This is a genomic window from Caulobacter segnis, assembly GCF_019931575.1.
Classification (GTDB): Bacteria; Pseudomonadota; Alphaproteobacteria; order Caulobacterales; family Caulobacteraceae; genus Caulobacter; species Caulobacter segnis_C.
On sequence record NZ_CP082923.1, the window covers coordinates 1,234,402 to 1,250,824 of the forward strand.

Here is a 16,423-nt window from a genome sequence, read left to right on the forward strand (position 1 = left end):
CCAACGAAGCGCGGCGCTGTTTCATCAGGGGGAGACGATGTCTCGAATTTCCATGCTCACCGCCGTGAGCGGCCTGGCTCTGTTCGCCGCCGCCGGCGCTCACGCCCAGACGGCTCCGGCCGCTGAAGCCTCGCAGGTCGAGGAAGTCGTCGTCACCGGCGTCCGCAAGAGCCTGCGCGACGCCCTGGCCGTGAAGCAGGGCTCCGACAAGGTCGTCGAAGCCATCTCGGCCAAGGACATCGGCGTCCTGCCCGACGTGACCATCGCCGAATCCATCGCCCGCCTGCCGGGCGTCAACGCCACCCGCGACCGCGGCAACGACAGCCAGGCCGTCGTCCGGGGCCTGGGCGCGCGCCTGGTGCTGGGCACGATCAACAACCGCGAGGTCGCCTCGTCCGAACCCGACCGCAACGTCCGCTGGGAGATCTATCCTTCCGAAGTCGTCTCGGGCGTCGAGGTCTACAAGTCGCAGTCGGCCGACCTGATCGCTGGCGGCGTCGCCGCGACCATCAACATCAACACCATCGCCCCGCTGGACTATCGCGGCCCCGAGTTCGTGCTGCGCGCCGGTCCGGTCTTCTATGACGGCGGCAAGGACATCCCGAACTACAAGACGACCGGCTATCGCGGCTCGGGCTCATGGGTCCACAAGCTGAACGACGACCTGGCCGTCGTCGTCGGCGTCACCGCCCAGCGCCAGAAGAACGGCTACGGCTCGTTCACGGGCTGGGGCTACAACGACTCCAATGCGCGTCCGCCGGCCGGCGCCAGCGACTATTCCAGCGACGTCAACCACGACGGCAAGGTCGACTATACGCCCTGGGGCGCGCAGATGTCGGCCAGCCGCATCGACCAGAAGCGCACCGGGATCTCTGGCGGCCTGCAGTACAAGCCGACCGACAGGTTCGAACTGAAGGCCGACGCCCTCTATTCGAAGATCAAGATCACCGAGGTCCAGGACCAGACCGTCTGGGGCGCCAACAACTGGGGCAACTGGAACACCGGCACGGGCAATATCGGCTGGAACGACGGGACCTACAACGCCCCCGGCGCGTCCTACACCCTGATCAACAACGCCGTGGTGGCCGCCCGCTTGCCGTTCAGCTCGGTGCAGACCGTGCTGGCCAAGTACTCCGAGGACAAGGACCTGTTCGCCGGCGGCCTGAACGGCAAGTGGACCGGCGACGTGTGGACCGTCACCGGCGACGTCTCGTACTCGAAGGCCAAGCGGACCAACACCTGGAAGGCCGTGCGCTTCGAGGCCTGGCCGGCCTGGACCACCTTCGACTGGCGCGCCGGCGTGACCCCGACCATCACCACCAGCGAGGAGAGCATCAAGCTCAGCCAGACGGCGGACCTGGCCGGTTCGCATGACGGCCCCGAGCGCCTGAACGACGAACTGAAGGCCGCGACCCTGGACTTCGCCCGCGACTTCGGCGGCGACAGCGTCTTCAAGAGCGTGCAGTTCGGCGCCCGCGTCTCGGACCGCACCAAGGACCATGTCAGCTTCAGCTTCGCTCCGGCCGCCACCGGCGCGACCATCCCGACCAGCCTGTTGACCGCCTACAAGCTCAGCGACGGCGCCAATGTTCCGGCCCTGCTGACCGGCGACATCGACAAGATCGCGGCCGTCGCCTACGGCGCCAACGCCTTCGACGTCTCCAAGGCGACCGAGGAACTGGCCGAGCGCTGGGCGGTCAACGAGAAGGTCTACGAAGGCTACGCCAAGCTGAACTTCGCGGGCGACAGCTTCGGCGGCTCGTGGGCCACCGGCAACATCGGCGCGCGCCTAGTCCATACCGAGACCAGCAGCGACGGTCAGCAGCAGGACACCGCCAGCGTCTTCAAGGCCGTGACGGTGGACAATTCGTACACCGACCTCCTGCCCTCGGCGAACGCCAAGCTGGACTTCGGCGGCGGCAAGCTGATCCGCCTGGGCCTGGCCAAGGTCATCGCCCGTCCGCCGCTGGACGAGCTGCGCGCCAGCCGCAGCCTGGCCAACTGGTCGCCGTGGACCGGAAGCGCCGGCAATCCGAAGCTTAAGCCGTTCGAGGCCATCCAGTTCGACGCCTCGGCCGAATACTACTTCCGTCCTGAAGCCCTGGTGGCGCTGTCCTACTACTACAAGGACGTCGACAGCTACATCGGCTGGAAGCAGAGCCCGGTCACCTTCGGCGGCCAGACCTACACGGTCGCCAGCCCGGCCAACGGCGGCAGCGGTCACATCCAGGGCGTGGAGGCGACGTTCCAGACGCCGTTCTTCTTCCTGCCGGGTCCGCTCAGCAAGTTCGGCATCTACTCGAACTACGCCTATGTGGAATCGAACCTGAAAGAGTTCTCGCCGGCCAACAATCCGCTGCGGATGACGGGCCTGGCGAAGAACACCGCCACGGTCGACCTGTGGTATTCGAACGCCGGCTTCGAGGCGCGGCTGGGCTGGAAGTACCACTCGCCGATGACCGTCATCTACGGCTGGAACGGCTCGGACCTGCAGACCCTGGAGACCGAGAAGACCCTCGACTTCAGCTCGTCCTACCAGATCAACGAGACGATCGGCGTCCGCTTCCAGGTCAACAACCTGACCAACCAGGAACTGCGGATGTACCGCGACAACGATCCCAACCGGATCGGCCGCTACGACAGCTACGGCCGTCGCTACCTGGTCGATGTCACGGTGAAGTTCTAATCCAGCGCCCGATCTTTCCGGCGATCGCCGGGAAGATCGGGCTTGGCAAGTTCTAGGGCGTCAACTTCCTCCCCGACGTTCCTTGCGCTGGGGGAGGGGGCCTTGCCTCCTCCCCTTCTTTTTGAGTTCGTGAGAGGCTTCCCCGATGCAGATCAATCGACGCCAGGCCCTGGCCGCCACGGCTGGCGCGGCGATGCTGGCCCGCTCGGGCGCCGCCGCCTCTCAAACCCTCTCCGCTCTCGCCGCCGTCGATCTTGGCCCGCGCGAGCGGATCTCCATGGATTTCGACTGGCGTTTCGCCCTGGGCCACGCCGCCGATCCCGACAAGGACTTCGGCTTCGGCGCCAACCAGCGCACCTACGCCAAACAGGGCGCCAGCGCGCCCAGCTGGTGGGTGGCCGCCGCCGCCCAAAAGGACTTCGACGACAGCGCCTGGAAGCCGGTGACCCTGCCGCACGACTGGGCCGTCGAGCTGCCGTTCGCCGACAACCCCGACTACAAGCCCTCGGGCAAGCCCGACGACGAAGACCTGCGCGCCGCCCATGGCTACAAGGCGCTGGGCCGTGAGTTCCCGCAGAATAGCGTCGGCTGGTACCGCAAGACCTTCGCTCTGCCGGCCTCGGACGCGGGCAAGCGATTGTCGATCGAGTTCGACGGCGCCTTCCGCGACGCGCTGGTCATCGTCAACGGCTACATCCTGGAACGCGAGGACAGCGGCTATTCGCCGTTCCGCGTCGATATCACCGACATCGCCAATGTCGGCGGCGACAACTGGCTGACCGTGCGGGTGGACGCCAGCCTGGGCGAGGGCTGGTTCTACGAAGGCGCGGGGCTCTATCGCCACGTCTGGCTGGTCAAGACCGCGCCGGTCCACGTGCCGCAATGGGGCGTCTTCGTCCGCGCCAAGGTCGACGGCACGATCCAGATCGACACCGACCTGGTCAACGAGGGCGACACGGCCCAGGCCTTCGAGGTCTCGCACGCGGTGCTGGACGCTTCCGGCAAGCCCGTCCTGGCCGTCGCTCCCGCCGCCGACCGCATCCCGGGCTGGGAGCGCCAGAGCCTGTCGCAGACCGTGACCCTGGCCAATCCGGTCCTGTGGTCGCTGGAGAACCCGCACCTCTACACCCTGGTCACCGAGACCAAGGTCGGCGGTGCGGTGGTCGACCGGTTCGTCACCCGCTTCGGCGTCCGCTCGATCCGCTTCGACGGCCAGAAGGGCTTTTTCCTCAACGACAAGCCGGTGAAGCTGAAGGGCAGCTGCAACCACCAAGATCATGCCGGCGTCGGGGCGGCGATCCCGGACGCCCTGCAGGTCTGGCGACTGGAGCAGCTGAAGTCGATGGGCAGCAACGCCTATCGCGCCTCGCACAATCCGCCGACGCCCGAGCTGCTGGACGCCTGCGACCGCCTGGGCGTCCTGGTCATCGACGAGACCCGCCGGATGTCCAGCGACCCCACCTCGATGGACGAGCTGGAGCGCCTGGTTCGCCGCGACCGCAATCACCCGTCCGTCATCCTGTGGTCGATCGGCAACGAGGAGCCCCAGCAGGGCACGGCGCGCGGCGCCAAGGTCGCCACGACCATGAAGCGGCTGGTCAATCGCCTGGATCCGACGCGCCTGGTCACGGCGGCGATGGACAGCGGTTTCGGCGAGGGCATCAGCGCCGTCATCGACGTGCAGGGCTTCAACTATCGCCACGAGAAGATGGACGACTTCCACGCCCGCTTCCCGAACATGCCGATCATCGGCAGCGAGAGCGCCAGCGTGGTCACCACGCGCGGCGAGTACGTCCGCGACGAAGCCAAGAGCTACGTTCCGGCCTACGACACCGACCATCCCTGGTGGGCGACGACCGCCGAGAAGTGGTGGAGCCACGCGGCCGAGCGGCCGTGGATGGCGGGCGGCTTCATCTGGACCGGTTTCGACTATCGCGGCGAGCCGACGCCGTTCAACCGCTGGCCCAGCATCAGCTCGCACTTCGGCGCCTTCGACACCTGCGGCTTCCCGAAGGACAACTACTTCTACTACCGCGCCTGGTGGCGGTCGGAGCCGCTGCTGCACCTGCTGCCGCACTGGAACTGGGAAGGCCGCGAGGGCCAGCCGGTCGCGGTCTGGGCGCACAGCAACTGCGACAAGGTCGAGCTCTTCCTGAACGGCAAGAGCCAGGGCGTGCGCGAGGTGAAGGCCAACCACCACGTCGAATGGTCCGTACTCTACGCCCCGGGCGTGATCGAGGCCCACGGCTACCGGAGCGGCAAGGTCATCCTGCTCCAGCGTCGCGAGACCGCCGGCGCGCCGGCCGCCCTGCGCCTGACCACCGACCGGTCGAAGCTGAAGGCCGACGGCCAGGACGTGGCGATCCTCAAGGTCGAGGTGGTGGACGCCAAGGGGCGGCTGGTCCCGCGGGCCGACACCTTGGTGCGCTTCGAGCTTTCGGGCGAGGTCGATGTGATCGGGGTCGGCAACGGCAATCCGACCAGCCACGAGCCCGACGTGGCGGCTCAGCGCAAGGCCTTCAACGGGCTGCTTCAGGCTATCGTCCGCACCCGGCGGAATCAGGCTGGGCGGGCGAGGGTGGTTGCGGTGGCCGACGGCCTGAAGAGCGCCAGCCTCGAGCTGGACTGCGGCTGACGCGCCGCACACTTCCCCCAAATTTCATGCACGCATGGGAGGCGACGGGCGGCGTAAAGCCGGCCGTTTTCGCGTGGGTATGTGCGTGGACACCGGTTTCCACGGGGCAATATAACGCAACCTTTGCGTGATTTGCGAAATGCGGCGCCTTTGCGGCGGTGCAATATGCGCCCTCAAACACCCGCCATTTGTCATAAAAATCATCCAAAAACGGCCTTGAAAAAAGATTGCTAGCGCTGTCAATTGGCCATTGCGGCGGTCGGCGACCAATGTTACCGCTAACTAGTCTCTCGTGCATTGGTTGTTCGCCAAGGACGGGAACGGGAAGAGCGGCCGGGAAATGCTTCCGGCTCGTAACAATAAACAGCGCCCCATAGAGGGCTAATTAGGGGGAACGGCTATGAAGCGACTTCGTCGCTTGCACGCGTCTGCCTCTTGCGTCGCCATCACGGCGGCCATGTTCGCCAGCCCGGTGTTGGCCCAGCAGACCAGTGACAATGCGGTTGACGAGATCATCGTCACCGGCATCCGCGCTTCGCTCGAGCGGTCGATCGAGATCAAGCGCAGCAACAGCGGCGTCGTCGACGCCATCTCGGCCGAAGACATCGGCAAATTCCCGGACACGAACCTCGCCGAATCCCTGCAGCGGATCACCGGCGTGTCGATCGACCGGACCAACGGCGAAGGCTCGCAGGTCACGGTCCGCGGCTTCGGCGGCGGCTTCAACCTGGTGACCCTGAACGGCCGCACCATGCCGACGGCCAACGTCGCCACGGTCGGCGGCGACCAGTCGACCGACTTCGCGGCCGGCACCAGCCGCTCGTTCGACTTCTCGAACCTGGCCTCGGAAGGCGTGACCACGCTGGAGGTCTATAAGACCGGCCGCGCGGCCATCCCGTCGGGCGGCATCGGCGCGACGATCAACGTCAAGACCCGCCACCCGCTGGACGCGCGCGAGCACGGCCTCACCGGCAGCATCGGCGTCAAGGGCGTCTATGATCAGAGCATGTCCGAGAAGCTCGAGGACACTTCGAAATACACGCCGGAAGTCTCGGGCCTGCTGAACTATCTCGACGAGAGCGAAAAGTTCGGCGTGGCGGTGTTCGGCAGCTACCAGAAGCGCAATTTCACCAGCCGCTCGGTCACCTCGAACGACTGGAACATCCGCACCTTCGCCCAGTTCAACGACCCGGCGAACGGCTTCGTGCGCAACGGCGGCGCCACCCAGATCACCAATGCGCCGTCGAACCCGAACACCCTGGTCGCGATCCCGAACGACAGCCGCTATCACTTCTCGCAAGGCCAGCGCGAACGGGTCAACGGTCAGCTGACCGCCCAATTCCGTCCGACCGAAAGCCTGACGATTACGGCCGACGCCCTGTACGCCGAGAACAAGTCGTACGAGCGCCGCAACGACAGCACGAACTGGTTCAACCGCCCGTTCGACAAGGTCACGTTCGACAATAACCCGGTCGTCGCCACCGCGGTCCTGCTGCAGGAAAACCTGAGCGGCACCAAGGACATGGGCTTCGAGCAGCAGTATCGCGCCAACACGGACTCGCTGAAGTCCTATGGCCTGAACGCCGCCTGGGACCTGACCGACCGTTTCCGCGTCAATATCGACGGCCATATCTCGAAGTCGGACTCCAAGCCGGGCGCGCCGAACGGCACCAGCTCGACCATGGTCTCCATCGGCGCGCCGATCATCTCGTCGCACTCGGTCGACTACAGTGGCAAGGTTCCGGTCCAGTCGTTCACGATCAACGACGCCGCCCCGCGCGGCAACGCCAACGGCCAGCTGGACGTGGGTGACCTGGGCAGCCAGGTGGGCCGCACCTCGGCGCAGCGCCAACAGCACGAGGTCAAGGAAGCCCGCATCGACTTCACCTACGACCTGGACGACAACGGCAGCCGCCTGGACTTCGGCGCCGATTACCGCACCTCGAAGATGACCCAGTCGACGACCAATACCGAGCAGGAACTGGGCTCGTGGGGCATCTCCAATCCGCGTGACGTCCAGCAGTACGCCGGCAATCTGGTCAAGGCCTTCTGCATGGCCTGCCGCTTCAGTGAGCTGGATCTCAAGCAGTCCGGTCCCGGCCTGGTCTCGTTCCGCGCCGACGCCGTCGACCTGCTGAACGCCCTGTCGCCGGTCTACACCGCTCGCGGCAACCCCGTGCGTGTCACCGGCCAGAACAACAACCGCGTCGACGAGGACATCGCCGCCGCCTACGGCCAGCTGACCTGGAAGTCCGAACTGGCCGGCCTGCCGGCCACCCTGGTCACGGGCGTTCGCTACGAGCAGACCAAGGTCACCTCGGTCTCGGCGGTGCGTACGCCGACGGCCATCGTCTGGACGTCGGACAACGACTTCCGGATCGACACGGCGGCGACCTATTCGCCGCTGTCGGGCAAGGGCAAGTACAACAACCTGTTGCCGTCGCTGGACTTCCAAGTCGACCTCCGGGACGACGTGGTCGGTCGCTTCTCGTTCAGCCGCACCATCGCGCGGCCGGACTACGGCAACCTGTTCGCCGCTCAGACGGTCAACGCGCCGGGCCGCCCGGTCGCCAACGGGGCTACTCCGCTCGGCACCAGCGGCAACCCGGACCTGGAGCCGCTGATCTCCGACAACTTCGACGTGTCGCTGGAGTGGTACTACAAGCCCAGCAGCTTCATCACCGCCGGCTTCTTCGAGAAGCGGGTGAACAACTTCGTCGGCACCGGCACGGTGATGCAGAACCTGTTCGGCCTGCGTGACCCGACGTCCGGCCAGGCCGGCACGCGCTCCGGTACGGCGGCGGCTCTGCTGCAGTCGATCGGCGCGGGCCCGACCGACGTCAACCTGTTCACCATGACCGCTCTGCTGCAGCAGAACGGCGGCTCGGCGGCGGCGGCGACGGCGCAGTTCCAGGCCAATCGTGGTCCTAGCGGCGACCTGAACCAAGCCTTCACGGACGCCATCCTGGCGGCCGTGGACATCACGGCCAACAGCACCGACCCACTGTTCAACTTCCAGGTCGCGCGTCCGATCAACAACCGGACGGGCAAGATCCACGGCTTCGAAATCGCCGCCCAGCACTTCTTCGGCGACACCGGCTTCGGTGTGTCGGGGGCCTATACGATGGTGCGTGGCGACGTCGCGTTCGACAACGGCGCCAGCCCCGGCCAGGACCAGTTCGCTCTGCTGGGTCTGTCGGACACGGCCAACGCCACCCTAATCTACGACAAGCACGGGATCTCGGCGCGCATCGCCTATAACTGGCGTGACAAGTTCCTGCAGGCCACCAATCGCGGCAACGACCGTAACCCGGTCTACGTCGCGCCGTTTGGTCAGCTGGACTTCAACGTCAGCTACGACATCACGCCGAAGCTGGCGGTCTCCCTGGAAGGCATCAACCTGACCAAGGAAAGCCTGAGGACCTATGGTCGGGACCCGAACCAGCTGTGGTTCGCCCAGGAACTCGACCGGCGCTTCCTGCTCGGCGCCCGCTACCGCTTCTAGGACCGGAAGTCTCCTAGGAACGAAGGAGGGGCCGCCGCGCTTGCGGCGGCCCCTTTCTTCCTTTGAAGTGCCTGTACCGAAGCGTGAGTGGGTCCAGATGAACCGAGTGCTGCTCAACAATGTCGACCACGCCGACCTACGCGTGATCGCCGGCCATGGCGCGGTCTTCGGCGACGCGATCAACCAGACCCTGGTGCTGCCGACCGAGTTCGAGGCGGTGCAGCGCGAATACCCGATCCTGATCCGCAAGGACGCCGCCGGCGCCTATCAGGCCGTGGCCCTGCTGGGCCTGGACCGCGACGAGAACCTGTTCCTGGACGAGACCGGCTGGAACGCCCGCTACGTGCCTGCTGTCCAGCGGCGCGGCCCGTTCTCGATCGCCCTGCAGCGCGACGACCGGGGCGGTGAGCCGCGACCGATGATCCATGTCGACCTCGACCACCCGCGCGTCAGCCGCGACGAGGGCGAGCGCCTGTTCCTGCCGGCGGGCGGCAACTCGCCGTACCTGCAGGGGATCAACCAAGCCCTGGCCCAGATCCACGAGGGTCTGGAAGTGGCCGAGCCGATGTTCGCCTTTTTCGAGGACCTGGGGTTGATCGAGCCCGTCGACATCGAAATCAAGCTGGACGACCAGACCAGCTACGAGGTGCCCGATGTCTTCACCCTGGCGCCGGATCGCCTGGCGGCCATGACGGGCGAGGACCTGGAGAAGCTGCACCAGTCGGGCCTGCTGCGCGCGGCGCACTGGATCATCTCGTCGATGGGCAACATCCAGGAGCTGATCGCCCGCAAGAGCCGCAAGCGGGCGAGCTTGGCATGACCGCCCTGGCCGCCCGCCGCACCCTGGAAACCACGGTGGCGACGCCCGCCGAGATCCCGTTCGACGCGGTGCTGGCTGGCCAGACGCCGATGCTGTTCAAGGGCCTGGCCCGCGACTGGCCGCTGGTCCAGGCGGGTCTCCGGTCCGGCCAGGCGGCCCGCGACTATATTCGCGCCCACGACCAGGGCGGCCGGGTGGTGGGCTACACTGGCGATCCGGCCATCAAGGGCCGGTTCTTCTACGACGAGACCCGCACGGCCATGAACTTCAAGGCCGAGCGCGCGCCGCTGGAGGCGTTCCTGCGGCGCATCGAGGAGGTCGAGGGCGCCAACGACGCGCCGTCGGTCTATGTCGGCTCCACCGACCTCGACGCCTATTTCCCCAGCCTGAAGGCGGCCAACGACCTGGGCCTGGGCCCCGACGTGTTCGGCTCCGAGCCGCCGATGGCCGGGATCTGGATCGGCAATCGCACCGTCGCGGCCGCCCACTGGGACATGTCCAACAACGTCGCCGTCTGCGCTGTGGGCCGGCGGCGCTTCACCCTGTTCCCGCCCGACCAGGTGGCCAATCTCTATCCCGGCCCGCTGGAGCCGACGCCCGGCGGCCAGGTGGTCAGTCTGGTCGATTTCGACAATCCCGACTTCGACGCCCATCCCGGCTTCCGCGAGGCGCTGGAGAGCGCCCAGGTGGCCGAGATGGAGCCTGGCGACGTGCTGGTCTATCCGGCCCTGTGGTGGCACCAGGTCGAGGCGCTGGAGCCGTTCAACGTGCTGGTGAACTACTGGTGGAACAGCGCGCCGGCCCACGCCGACACGCCAATGAACACCATGCTGCACGGCCTGCTCAGCCTGCGCGACCGGCCCGCGTTCGAGAAGCAGGGCTGGAAAGCCCTGTTCGACTACTACGTGTTCGGTCCTGCCGAGCGCGCCGGGGCGCACGTGCCCGAGGCGGCGCGCGGCCCACTGGGGCCGATCGACGAGATGAAGGCCAGACGGTTGCGGGCGTACCTGCTCGACCGGCTGAACCGATAAGAATGAAGTCCAGGGAGGATGGCGTGAGCGGTCAGATCGTGAAGAAGGTGGTGGTCGCCGGCGGCGGATCGGCCGGCTGGATGGCCGCCGCCGCCCTATCGCGCCAGCTGGGGCCGCTGCTGGACATCACCCTGGTCGAATCCGACGAGATCGGCACGGTCGGGGTCGGGGAATCCACCGTCCCGACGGCGCGCACCTTCAACGCCTTGCTGCAGTTGGACGAGCGCGAGTTCATGGCCGCCACCCAGGCGACCTTCAAGCTGGGCATCTCGTTCGAGAACTGGGGTGAGATCGGCGACCGCTACATTCACTCGTTCGGCAAGATCGGAAAGTCCAACTGGCTGGGCCACTTCCACCATTTCTGGCTGGAGGCCAAGGCCCAGGGCTTCGGCGGCGATCTGGGCGACTACTGCCTGGAGCTGAAGGCGGCCGAGCAGGACAAGTTCTATACCGACGACGAGTCGCCGGTGAACTTCGCCTACCACATCGACGCGGCGCTCTACGGCCGCTACCTGCGCCGGAAGTGCGAAGACAAGGGCGTCCGCCGCGTCGAGGGCAAGATCACCAGCGTCAGGCAACGGTCGGATGATGGCCATGTCGAGGCGCTGGTGCTGGAGAGCGGCGAGGTGATCGAGGGCGACCTCTTCATCGACTGCACCGGCTTTCGGGGCCTCCTGATCAACGGCGCGCTGGGCGTCGGCTTTGAGGACTATGGCAAGTGGCTGCCGAACGACCGGGCCTGGGCGGTCCAGACCAGCAGCAACGCGCCGCCCGGTCCCTACACCCGCGCCATCGCTCACAAGGCCGGCTGGCTGTGGGGCATCCCGCTGCAGGGCCGGGTCGGCAATGGCCTGGTCTATTCCAGCCAGTTCATGAGCGACGACGAGGGGCTCCAGATGCTCCACGACGTGGTCGAGGGCGAGATGCTGATCGAGCCCAAGCTGATCAAGTTCCGGGCCGGCCGCCGCCAGAAGGCCTGGGACAAGAACGTCGTCTCGCTGGGCCTGGCCGCCGGCTTCATCGAGCCGCTGGAATCGACGTCGATCCACATGATCATGATCGCGATCCACCGCCTGCTGCAGCTGTTCCCGTTCCAGGGCTGCAACGACTCGATCAGCGATCGCTTCAACAACCTCGCCAACGACGAGATCGAGAAGATACGCGACTTCATCGTCCTGCACTACAAGGTGACCGAACGCACCGACAGCCCGTTCTGGGACCACTGCCGGACCCAGGAAATCCCCGACAGCCTGGCCCATCGTCTGGCGCTGTTCCGAGAGAACGGTCAGGTCTTCCAGGCGCCGGGCGAGCTGTTCCAGGTCGACTCGTGGCTGCAGGTGATGCTGGGCCAGCGGCTGGAGCCGAAGGCTCACCACCACATGGGCCGCCTGATGCCGCCTGAGCAGTTGAAGCAGGCCCTGGACGATCTCAGCCGCAACATCGCCAGCGCGGTCGAGCGCCTGCCGCAGCACCAGGCCTTCATCGAGCGCTATTGCCCCTCGCCGCACGTTTACGGCGCGGCGGTTTAGGCCTCGACCGGGGCGAACAGCCTCTGCAGCGTGGCGCCGATCCGGGCCGCGGCCGGATCGCCATCCGCGAGGCCCATAGCCCGGAGTTCGTTACCCAGGCGGGTCCCGACGGCCAGCAAGGGGCGGCTCGTGACCTGGGCCTGGGCCAGGGCCTCGACCGCCTCGGCGTAGCGCGTGGCGTTGAGGGTTTCGAGCGCCCAGGCGCGGGCGGCCTTGCCCGTCTCGCGGCGCAGGGCCTCGTCGGCGACCAGGCGCTCCAGGACCTCGCGCAGCTCCTCCACGACGATCGCGCCGTCGATCTTGAACACCAGGTCGTCGGGCAGCTCGCCATAGAAACCGGCGCGCGCCACCACGGTGGGGCGGCCGCTGAGCATGCCTTCGCACGCCGAGCCCGAGGCGCCTTCCAGCACCGGCTTGCGCAGGGCGACCATGATGTCGGCCTCGTCCAGGCGGCGGTCCAGGGTCTCGTCGTCGACGGCGCCGTCGATGATCAGGTTCGCGAAGCCGGCCTCGGCGGCGACGCCTTCCAGCGCGGCGCGCTCCTCGTCCGAGATCGGGCCGACCAGGCGGTAGGCGCAGGCCTTCAGCGTGTCCGAACCGCCGATGGCGCGGATCACGTCGGCGACGCGCTTGTTGGGGTTCATCACCCCGACCGTGGTCAGGGTCAGTTGGGTCTTGGCCTTGGGCGGCCCCGGCGGCGTCGCGCGGTCAGGGCAGCACAGCGGCGTCACGGCGACCGGTCCGGGGACGACGGCCTCCAGCTTGGGCGCGTAGAACTTGGCGTGGGCCAGGGCGGCCTCGCAGCGGCCGGCCAGCCATTCGGTCATTGGCAGGTGCTTGGCGATCTCGCCCATATCCAGCATCTGGCCCGAGCGGACGGCCACGGCGTAAGGCTCGGCCACCGGGCCATAGGTCGCGACGATCTCGGCGTCGTGTCGGCGATAGTCCAGGCCGTTGTGGTGCAGCCAGCCCGAGAACAGGTTGTAGATATAGAAGTCGTGGAAGATCCCCAGGCACGGGGCGGCGTCCAGCACCGGGAACACGCCGGCGTGGAAGGGATAGTTGTCGCCGATATTGACGACCACGACGTCGAATTCGGTCCGCAGCTCCGACAGGTCACGGGTTCGCCAGTGCCGGACGGGCAGGGCGGTCGGATGCAGCGGTTCGCCCGGCTCGTCCTCATCCTCGCAGCGCAGGATCTCGATCTGATGACCGCGCGCGGCCAGTTGCTTCGTGACCTCGGCGCTGACCCGGCCGATCGACGAGCGCAGGACGAAAGGCGTGACCCAGCAGATCTTCATCACTCGGGTCCTAGCGGCGCAGTAGGCGACGTTCGGCGTCGCCGCCGGCGCGCACGAAGGCGATGTTGGCCGAGACCACCTTGGCGGCGGCCTTGGCGTTGGTCGGTTCGGCGGCGCTGGTCGCCTCGTCGATGATGTAGGCCTTGAAACCGGCGTCGGTGAAGGCCTTGAACCACTGGGCCGGGGTCTGGCCGACACGCTTGAGATGTTCTGGCCCGAATTCGGCGACGATGGCCAGGTCGGGGTTCTTGGCGATCAGGCCCTTCATGCCGGCCAGCACGTCCAGCTCGGCGCCCTCGACGTCGATCTTTACCACGTCCATGCGCTTGGCCGGGGCGACGTCGTCCAGGCGCACGACCTCGACCTCGACCGTGCGGGCCTCTTCGGTTTCGGGCAGGGCGTATAGCGAGCTGTGGCCGATGATGTCGCTGACGTGGAAGGTCAGACGGCCGGGCTTCTCGCCGACGGCCTGATCACGCACCTCGACCCAGGCCAGGCCGTTGAGATGCTTCATCTTCTCGAGGTTCGATCGCGGCACGGCCTCGGGTTCGAAGGCGATGACCTTGCCGGATGGGCCAGTGGCCCACGCCATCAGCAAGGTGAGCAGGCCGATATTGGCGCCGACGTCGGCGACCACCATGCCCGGCTGGACCAGGCGGCGCAGCACGTCGCCGGTGCCGGGCTCCAGGCCTCGGCTGGTGGCGTTGGCCAGCATGGTGACGAAGGTGGGCAAGGCGGTCGGGGCCAGGATGTAGCCGTCGCGCATGCGGATGGCCGTCGACTCGCCGTCGTAGTGGATCAGCGGCCGGGCCTTGATCTCCAGTTCGTCGAAGCGCGGCCCGAACAGGCCGGGGAGGCGGGCGAGGGCGACCCCGTCGCGCTCGGCCCTAGCGTCGAGCTGGCTCAGCGCGGCGGCGAGGCGCTCGTTCTGCCCCAGCAGCAGGTCCAGCCGATGCTCCACGGCGCGCAGGTCGGCCGACACGGCATGGAGGTGGTTACGGGTCTCGCGCAGCTCGTGCTCGACGCTGGCCTGCAGGTAGCGGCGGGCGTAGTTGGCGACCGGCGAGAGCACCGGCCCGAGCAAGCGGCGGGCGAAGCCGAACCGACGGCGCGGCGGCGGAGGCGGCGGAGCATGGGTCGTGGGCGTCTCGGCGTCGGGAGCGCGCATCGCGGCGCTGATCGCCAGATCCAGGCGGGCGGGCCTCAAGTCTATCCTTCCTGGGCGGGGCCTTTCGGCCTGCGCCTGTCCTGTTGGAGGAGCAATGGGCGCATCGACGCGACCCGTTTCCGGTCTAGAGCGTGTCGGGTCCGGATGGAACCATCCAGGGCGGATAAATGGAGCGAGCTGGCGGACCCGAGGCGCGCCAACGTTCGCGCCTTCGCCGCGAGCCGCCTAGTGCAGCAAGCCGCCGTTCAGGAACGCGCTATGGACGCCGATCAAGCTGAGTTCGCTGCCGTCGGCGAAATCGAACGTCATGGTCATCGCGTGGTCGAGCGCGCCGGGATTATGCATCAGATCGGCATCGACCATCACCACCTGCACGCCATTCATGTAGGTGAGAATGTTTTGCGTGTGCTCGGTGAAGAAACTGATGAACGACGTCACCAGATCCAGTGGCACGATGCCGGCGTTGATCGACGTCGCGTGGCTCTCGGGCTGATGCGTCGTCGTCTCGCCGCTGGAAGACGTGGACGTTTCGGACGCCGCCACGGGCGTCTCGGGGGCCGTCGTTTCGGTCGCCTGCGAGGTGATCGGCGCGGCCTGATAGTGTTCACCCCGCGAGATGATCTCGGCCAGCACGTCGGGCAGCTTGGCGACCTCGATCACCGTGATCTTCTGGGCGGCCGTATCGCCGACGAGGGCGCGCACCAGCTGCACGGCTTCGACATTGGGCAGGGCGCCCGCGCCGAGACGCACTTCCAGGGACCAGTTGGCCGCTTCATGGACCGCGGGCGCGCCCAGAGGCGACAGGTTCACCTGTTGGCGCGCCACGTCCGAGACGTCCTGTATCGCTTCAGGCGTCGAGAGCGACTCGCTTGCGTGCGGCAGGGTCGACAGCAGCGCCACTAGCGACAGCACCGACGAAACGGTTTGGGCCGACGTGCTCGCCAGCGCCTGGACGTGGTCGCTGGCCAGCGCGAGGTCGCTGCTCTCGGTGGCGATAGTCATCGAGGTCGGGCCGCTGAAATCCAGCGCGGCGGCGGCCGAGGCCAGGGCCGCGCTCGCCGCCGGGTCCAGGGTCGAGGCGTCGACGCTGAAGTCCGAAGCGAGCAGGGCCGCGGCCAGAACCATCACCGCCTGGCTGGCGGGCAGTTGAACAGTGTCGTAGGTCGACTGGGCCGCGCCGGTCGCGACCGCGGCGGCGCCGCCGGTGAGGCTGGCGCTGGAGCTCGAGGTCAGCAGGGCCGGGCGGGCGTGAGCGGGGGCGTTGGCGGAGCCGGTTTCGGCCGCGCGGGCCTCGCCAGTCTTGAAGAAGGCGGTGCCGACCACGGCCACCAGCAGGGCGGCGGGGTGGATCGAGATGTTGTCGCCACGGTCCGAACGGCGGATCAACGGGTGACGCGCCACCATGTTGCGGACCAGGGACGAGAAGTCGAAGCCGCGCGCGATCTCTTCATAGGCGGGGCCGGCGATCAGGTACTCACCGTCGATGCGCGCGAAGTGGATGACCACCTCGCCGTCATCGGTGCGGTAGAAGACGAACCAGGGCTCGTTCTCGTCGCTCAGGCCCCGATCGGTGCCAACACGGATACCCGCGCGCATCAGAGCGGCTTCGACGCGATAAAATTCGGCCAGCTCCTGCTGGCTCCAATCCGCCGGGGCGGGCGCGAATCGCGGCGTACGCTGGAAGAACGAGAGGACTTGCGCGGCCATGTCGGCGGAGGGTTCCCGCGAAATAAAGTGAGCTGGCGACC

9 protein-coding genes are annotated in these 16,423 nt (G+C 67.2%); 6 read left to right on the top strand and 3 right to left on the bottom strand.

Annotated features, from left to right (window positions below; translation table 11 throughout):
- The first annotated feature begins 52 nt into the window (after positions 1 to 52).
- The 6 genes from K8940_RS05700 to K8940_RS05725 all read left to right on the top strand — a co-directional run bounded on the left by K8940_RS05700 (position 53) and on the right by K8940_RS05725 (position 12,206).
- Positions 53 to 2,686, top strand: coding sequence for a TonB-dependent receptor (locus K8940_RS05700; protein WP_223393651.1), 2,634 nt, complete (start codon positions 53 to 55; stop codon positions 2,684 to 2,686).
- Between the two features lie 145 nt (positions 2,687 to 2,831).
- Positions 2,832 to 5,321: a beta-galactosidase GalA gene (gene galA / locus K8940_RS05705; protein ID WP_223393652.1), complete on the top strand. Its 2,490-nt coding sequence runs from the start codon at positions 2,832 to 2,834 to the stop codon at positions 5,319 to 5,321.
- Between the two features lie 400 nt (positions 5,322 to 5,721).
- Entirely contained in the window at positions 5,722 to 8,826 is a 3,105-nt protein-coding gene (locus tag K8940_RS05710) for a TonB-dependent receptor (protein ID WP_223393653.1), read from the top strand.
- A gap of 97 nt (positions 8,827 to 8,923) precedes the next feature.
- Positions 8,924 to 9,646 (top strand): SapC family protein, encoded by a 723-nt coding sequence (locus tag K8940_RS05715; RefSeq protein ID WP_223393654.1) that lies wholly within the window; start codon positions 8,924 to 8,926, stop codon positions 9,644 to 9,646.
- Positions 9,571 to 10,677 carry a cupin-like domain-containing protein gene (locus tag K8940_RS05720; RefSeq protein WP_223395779.1) on the top strand — a complete coding sequence of 369 codons (1,107 nt, stop codon included), beginning with the start codon at positions 9,571 to 9,573 and terminating at the stop codon, positions 10,675 to 10,677. Before K8940_RS05715 ends, K8940_RS05720 begins: the two co-directional genes overlap by 76 nt.
- A gap of 23 nt (positions 10,678 to 10,700) precedes the next feature.
- Positions 10,701 to 12,206 carry a tryptophan halogenase family protein gene (locus K8940_RS05725; protein ID WP_223393655.1) on the top strand — a complete coding sequence of 502 codons (1,506 nt, stop codon included), beginning with the start codon at positions 10,701 to 10,703 and terminating at the stop codon, positions 12,204 to 12,206.
- Here K8940_RS05725 and K8940_RS05730 read toward each other — a convergent pair.
- The 3 genes from K8940_RS05730 to K8940_RS05740 form a co-directional block, all read right to left on the bottom strand.
- Positions 12,203 to 13,507 (bottom strand): glycosyltransferase family 4 protein, encoded by a 1,305-nt coding sequence (locus K8940_RS05730; protein ID WP_223393656.1) that lies wholly within the window; start codon positions 13,505 to 13,507, stop codon positions 12,203 to 12,205. The two genes, K8940_RS05725 and K8940_RS05730, sit on opposite strands and share 4 nt — an antisense overlap.
- 10 nt (positions 13,508 to 13,517) lie before the next feature.
- Entirely contained in the window at positions 13,518 to 14,714 is a 1,197-nt protein-coding gene (locus tag K8940_RS05735; protein WP_223393658.1) for an FkbM family methyltransferase, read from the bottom strand.
- Between the two features lie 186 nt (positions 14,715 to 14,900).
- Positions 14,901 to 16,382 (bottom strand): hypothetical protein, encoded by a 1,482-nt coding sequence (locus K8940_RS05740; RefSeq protein WP_223393660.1) that lies wholly within the window; start codon positions 16,380 to 16,382, stop codon positions 14,901 to 14,903.
- Positions 16,383 to 16,423 lie beyond the last annotated feature (41 nt).